The following is a 6,119-nucleotide window of genomic DNA, read 5'->3' on the forward strand; positions in this document are numbered from 1 at the left end:
TCTCATTACGAAAATTTTATAGTAAAATATGATTATACTAACATATAGTATTTCATAATGAGTGGATAAAGATATATTTTAATATTATTTAAATGTTTTTAAAACTTAAAAAAATGAAAAACCATTTAAAATTAAGAATATTCTAAAAAAAAGATAGAAAACATATATAAAATTAAAATAAAAGAACATTCATAGTGAAATAAAGTTAGATAAGATTATATAGCTCGAATTTTAATTAAAATTTTTTATGAACGATGAAACATGAAATTTTCATATTATATTCACTTATATAAAAAAACATTCAATATTAATAATGTATAATAAAAATTAGCAAAATATTGTTGATAATGGAAAAAATGATTTAAAATAAAATAATTATATCAAAAAATAAAGAATTTTTTAAAAAAAAAGATGATTGTATGATTTATGAAAAAAACACCTACATTAAACATCATAAAAGTGTGGATATTCGTTTTGGATTAGCTTATCCCAACGTTTATAAAACAGCCATGTCATCTTTAGGATATAATATTTTATACAACCAAATCAATGAACGTGAAGACACATGGTGTGAGAGAATCATATATCCAGATATTAAATCCATTGAATCAAACACACCCTCCAGATACTTTAACATAATAAGTTTCACACTCCAATTTGAAGAGGATTATGTAAACGTGCTGGACATTCTCAAGAAATCTGAAATTCCACTTAAAAGGACTGAAAGAACCCCTGATGATCCGTTGATTATTGCAGGAGGACCTTGCCCTACAGCAAATCCAATGCCCTTATCCGATTATATCGATCTTTTCATTATTGGCGAAGGAGAAAATACAATCAATAAAGTTTTAGACAGATATAAAACTTCTAAGAAAAATTTAAAAGAATATCTGGACATAACTGGAGTATATATTCCAGAGCTCAACAACAAGACCAATATTGACATTATATGTGACATGGACAATGCTTATCATATAACTCAGCCAGTATTAAGTAAAAGCAACGATGAGGATTATCAGACAATATTCAATAACACAATAATGTTAAACGTTTCAAGGGGATGCACCAGAGGATGCAGATTCTGCATGGCAGGTTATCTCTACAGACCAATGCGACAGACAAACTATGAAAAACTGATTGATGTGGCTGTTGAAAATCGGGAAAAAACAGGTCTGAATAAAATTACATTGATTGGTGCGGCTGTTTCAGATTACAGTGATTTAGAAAAATTAACTGATGGTCTTGAAAAGGAAGGTTTTCAAATTTCCACCCCTTCCCTTAGAATAGAATCCATCACAAGAAAAACATTGGAAACCCTGAAAAGAAGCGGACTGAAAACCATTACATTAGCTCCCGAGTCAATTGGAAGATTAAGAAAAGTAATCAATAAAGACATTCCTGATGAGAAAATTTTTTCAGTCATTGAAGATGCAGTTGAATTGGATTTTAAAATTAAGCTGTACTTTTTAATTGGAATACCTACTGAAACAATGGATGACATTGAGGAACTGATTTCATACATGAAAAAGATTGCGAAAATGCACAGCAATCCAAAAAATGTGAAATTCAGTATCAATCCCGTTATTCCCAAACCCCAAACTCCACTGCAATGGGAGGCCTATGATTTCAAGGATATAAAAAATAAAACCAGGTTAATTAAAAAGGAAATGAAAAGATATAATGTCAAATGTGAAAGTCCTAAAAAAGGATTGATTCAATATATACTATCCTGTGGAAATAGTGATGTCGGAGAACTTATTGAAAAATCATTAACAAAAAAACCAACATTGAAAGAATGGAAGGAACTGACTCCAAATTATAGTATTGAAGACGAATTGCCTTGGAAAAATATAAATGTTGGCGTGAATGAGAATTTTTTAAAAACAGAGCATAGGAGACTGACAACACTTAAACAGACACCATGGTGTGAAACATCAGTATGCTATAATTGCGGTTCCTGTAAATAATTACTGGAAAAAATAATTTTTACTATAATAATATATAATATAATAAGTGAGGTAAATTTATGATAAATCCTGCAAAAAGAACAAAATCAATTGAATTGTCACAAGTGAGAAAAATGTTTGAAATAACAAATCCCGATGCAATTAACTTAGGTATCGGTGAACCTGATTTTGATGTTCCTGAAAATATCAAACAGGCCATGAAAGATTCCATTGACGACAACGAAACTCATTATACTCCTAATAAAGGATATATTGAACTAAGGGAAGAAATAGTAAAAAAATTCAAAAATGACAATGGAATAAAAACAAATACTGACAACATTATTGTTACTGTGGGTGCCAGTGAAGCTTTATTTATGTGTGCACAGGCATTTATTGACAAAGGCGATGAAGTAATACTCCCAAATCCTAGTTTTTTATCATATGAAGCATGCATAAACCTGGCGGGAGGAACAATTGTGCCTGTGGATTGTAAAATGGAAAATGAATTTAAATTGAAAGCTGATGATGTGGCTGAAAAAATTACCAAAGATACTAAAGCAATCATGCTAAATTCACCTTCAAACCCTACAGGAGCAGTTATGGAAAAAGAGGACATTAAAGCGATTGCAGATTTATCAAATGATAATGATATTTTAGTTATTTCAGATGAAATTTACGAAAAAATAATCTATAACAAAAAACATTACTCCCCTGGAAAATACAGCGATAATGTAATTACACTAAACGGTTTTTCTAAAGCATATGCAATGACCGGACTTAGAATCGGATATTTGAATGCAAATGAAACATTTAATGAAGAACTGCTTAAAATACATCAATATAATTCAGCCTGTGCAAGTTCTACCTCACAAAGGGGGGCGTATGCCGCATTATCCGGACCACAGGATGAAGTAACAAAGATGGTTGCGGAATTTGAAAAAAGAAGAGATTTGATTGTTTCAAGACTTAATGAAATGGGATATGAAACCGTCAATGCAGAAGGCGCATTTTATGTATTCCCTAAAATAGAAGATAAAGATTTTGTAACTAAAGCAGCAAAAGCAGGAGTAATAACAGTACCTGGTGAAGCGTTTGGATCAAATGGAATTGGACATGTAAGAATGTCTTATGCAAATTCCTACGAAAACATTGAAAAAGCAATGAACATCTTAGAAGAGCGTGTTGTTAATGGATGAAATTCGCCTGAAAGGCGCTAAAAAAGCGGTGATTGTAGCAATAGTGGCAAATTGCGTTATGACTTTGCTGAATATTATTGTAGGATACCTTTCTGGAAGTTATGCATTAGTCTCTGAGGGAGCACATACATTTTCAGATGTTGCAACATCAATTATCGCTTATTTAGGATTTTATACCGGTCAAAAACCAGCCGATAAAGAACATCCCTTCGGTCATGGCCGTGCAGAGGCAATTAGCGGATTGATTATTGTAATATTTTTGGTTATTGTAGCTTGGGAAATTATGGAAGGAGCAGTAGATAAACTACTGAATCCAAGTTTAATAACAATACCTGATGTTTTTGCCGCTGTAATGGCTGTAGTAGGAATAATTGTTAATTTGGCAGTTAGTGACCGCATTATCCAAATAGGTAAAGAAATCAAAAGCCCTGCTATTGTGGCCGATGGAAAGCATCAAAGAACAGATATTTTCTCTTCACTTGCAATATTATTTGGAGTAATAGTTTCAAATATGGGCTATCCGATTTTAGATCCAATTATAGGATTCATCATAGGCATTCTAATTTTAAAAACAGCCGGAGAAATACTGATAGAAAATGTTAATAATATTATGGGAAAAATTCCATCAGAGGATTTGATTAAAAAGATAAAAAAGATTGCGGACAGCACTCCTCATGCCCAAAATGCACATAACATTAGAGTTGATTACTTGGGAGCATATGCTACAGTAATTTTACATGTCGAACTTGATGGAAACATGATTTTAAATGATTCACATCAAATTGCCCATGATGTTGAAAACAGAATCGTTAAAGAAATTCCAGAAATTAAATATGCACTGGTTCATACATGCCCTATAGGTTCAGAATATGAACACAGCCAAGAAATAGATAAATAATAAACAATAAATAAAAGCGCCGGGACGGGGATTTGAACCCCGGAGGTCATATGACCATCGGATTAGCAGTCCGACGCCGTACCAGGCTGGGCCATCCCGACATATAAAAAACAGTATATTACATTATATGTTAAAACTTATTTATAAAGTTAATCATTTATTTAAATGGCATGTGAAGGAGTGGACTAATCTCAAAAATATAAGTGATCTAAAAATCCAACTCCACCCCGGGATTCTACAAGCATTGAATGTTAACAGTAAAGCTGCTCCCTTCCGGGCCTGACCCATTTCCATACTAAAGATGACTAATTTTTACCCTCCAGTAAAAATCTCACCACCACCAATCCTGTAGGACGAGGTTTCTATGTTGTTTTTTTAGGCTCATATTCTCTTGAAAAGCCGCCTTTTGAACTTCGACCGCACCAAAGGGGGTGTGTGCTTACAGAGGACCCCTAACCCTCCGGTCTAGCCACTAATATATATGCCAGTAATATTATATAAATGTTATCAAAAAATTAATTACTGGAAATAAAAATTATTACTGAAAATTAGAAAAACAACAGAAAACAACAGTTTCTAGAAAAAAATAAAATTATAGTAAATCAATAAAAACAGATAAAAATAAAAAATAAAAAAGTTAAAGATTTAAAATTAAAATATTTCCTGAATAATATCACCATCAGAAATAATACCCACTAATTTGCCATCTTCAACAACCGGAAGTTGATTTAATATGCCTGATGAAGAAACACCAGTTTTCATGATGTTGATTGCATCTTCAAGAGTGTCTTCAGGAGAAACTGTGATTACTGATTTAATCATTATCTCTTCAACAGAAGTCCCTAATTCATATTTATCTAAAATTAAATTATGGCCAACATCAGTTGCAGTTATAATCCCTATTAGTTTATCATCTTCAACAACAGGAAGAGAACTAATTTTATGTTTCATTAACTTCTCAAATGCATACACAACATCTATATCTGAAGTTGTTGTAATTACATCTTTAGTCATTATTTCTTTAACCTTTTTATTCATCATTGTCTTCACCTCCAAATTCTTCTAATATATCATTCACCATAATATCAATGGTTTGATTAATATCAACATTGTTAATTATGCGGGAATCATGAATTTTTGCCTGTTCCATCAAAAACTTTTGAGTTTTTCTGATTGTGTCAAAATTTTCCATATATCTTTCAAGAGACCTTTTTACCCATGGCTGCCTACATCTAGAATAGAATCTTTGCTTATGGGACTCTTCATCATCAACAGTTAATGTGAAAATGATAATATTATTATTTTCCATTAAATCTTTCCTTATAAATCCCGGAACTATATGGACCCCTTCAATAATAGTACTGATACCCTCCTTAACTGAACGTTCTATAATAGCCTCAATACCTACATTGACAACATCAACATGACTGATGAATCCTTCAATAACATTATCAATACGAATAGAAGGAGTTCTTATGCTTTCATAAGCATCAAAACTGGATTTATGAATAACAGGACTCAGTTCCTTAGAAACAATTTTACGCATTACCTCACGAATCATATCAGTACTTATCAGATTTTTTAATCTAAGTCTATTTGCAAGTTCAAATGCCATAGATGAAGTACCAACTCCAGAAGCACCACCAATTAAAATAATTAATGGTTTTTTGGAATTTCTAAGTGACCTCCAGTTTTTATATTTTCTTGCAATGACCGGATCAATACGTTTAAGGTGTTGTAAAATAACTTCAGCCAACTCATAACTAGGAATTTCAGATATTTTTCTTTCGATTAACTCATCTTCTATATCACTAGCTATTTTATGAGCTCTATCAAAACCTATATCCGCAATATTAAGTGATCTTGACAAAATTCCTTTAGAAAACGGCTCTTTATACACATCACCATCAACTTCACTTGTAATCCAAATCATGATAACACCTATAAAATATGATAAAATATTTTAAAATAATATTAAATAAAATTTGTTATTTGATTTTGAGGATGTGACACGAAGTCACAATTTTTTCTAATTTTAATTGTTTTATTTTTCTTTAATTTTATATACTATGAAGT

General features: G+C 31.6%; 5 protein-coding genes, 1 tRNA gene and 1 other RNA gene. 3 read left to right on the forward strand and 4 right to left on the reverse strand.

Annotation, left to right across the window (positions count from 1 at the left end; all coding sequences use genetic code 11):
• The first annotated feature begins 419 nt into the window (after window positions 1-419).
• The 3 genes from E7Z81_RS09580 to E7Z81_RS09590 are packed head-to-tail and all read left to right on the forward strand — an operon-like array spanning window position 420 to window position 4,043.
• Window positions 420-1,967, forward strand: coding sequence for a radical SAM protein (locus E7Z81_RS09580; protein WP_292746986.1), 1,548 nt, complete (start codon window positions 420-422; stop codon window positions 1,965-1,967).
• A gap of 59 nt (window positions 1,968-2,026) precedes the next feature.
• Window positions 2,027-3,145, forward strand: coding sequence for a pyridoxal phosphate-dependent aminotransferase (locus tag E7Z81_RS09585; protein WP_292746989.1), 1,119 nt, complete (start codon window positions 2,027-2,029; stop codon window positions 3,143-3,145).
• A complete protein-coding gene (locus tag E7Z81_RS09590; protein WP_292746992.1) occupies window positions 3,138-4,043 on the forward strand; it encodes a cation diffusion facilitator family transporter in 906 nt (301 codons plus the stop codon). Before E7Z81_RS09585 ends, E7Z81_RS09590 begins: the two co-directional genes overlap by 8 nt.
• A gap of 17 nt (window positions 4,044-4,060) precedes the next feature.
• Here E7Z81_RS09590 and E7Z81_RS09595 read toward each other — a convergent pair.
• The 4 genes from E7Z81_RS09595 to E7Z81_RS09610 all read right to left on the reverse strand — a co-directional run bounded on the left by E7Z81_RS09595 (window position 4,061) and on the right by E7Z81_RS09610 (window position 5,976).
• Window positions 4,061-4,144 (reverse strand) — tRNA-Ser (locus tag E7Z81_RS09595).
• 61 nt (window positions 4,145-4,205) lie between these two features.
• An RNA gene (gene ffs, locus E7Z81_RS09600) (signal recognition particle sRNA) lies at window positions 4,206-4,519 on the reverse strand.
• A 175-nt stretch (window positions 4,520-4,694) separates the two neighbouring features.
• A complete protein-coding gene (locus tag E7Z81_RS09605; protein WP_292746995.1) occupies window positions 4,695-5,084 on the reverse strand; it encodes a CBS domain-containing protein in 390 nt (129 codons plus the stop codon).
• Entirely contained in the window at window positions 5,074-5,976 is a 903-nt protein-coding gene (locus E7Z81_RS09610) for a 2-phosphoglycerate kinase (RefSeq protein ID WP_292746998.1), read from the reverse strand. The genes E7Z81_RS09605 and E7Z81_RS09610 overlap by 11 nt, the downstream gene beginning before the upstream one ends.
• Window positions 5,977-6,119: the final 143 nt, after the last annotated feature.

Source organism: Methanobrevibacter sp. (assembly GCF_015062935.1).
In the GTDB taxonomy this organism is placed as follows: domain Archaea; phylum Methanobacteriota; class Methanobacteria; order Methanobacteriales; family Methanobacteriaceae; genus Methanocatella.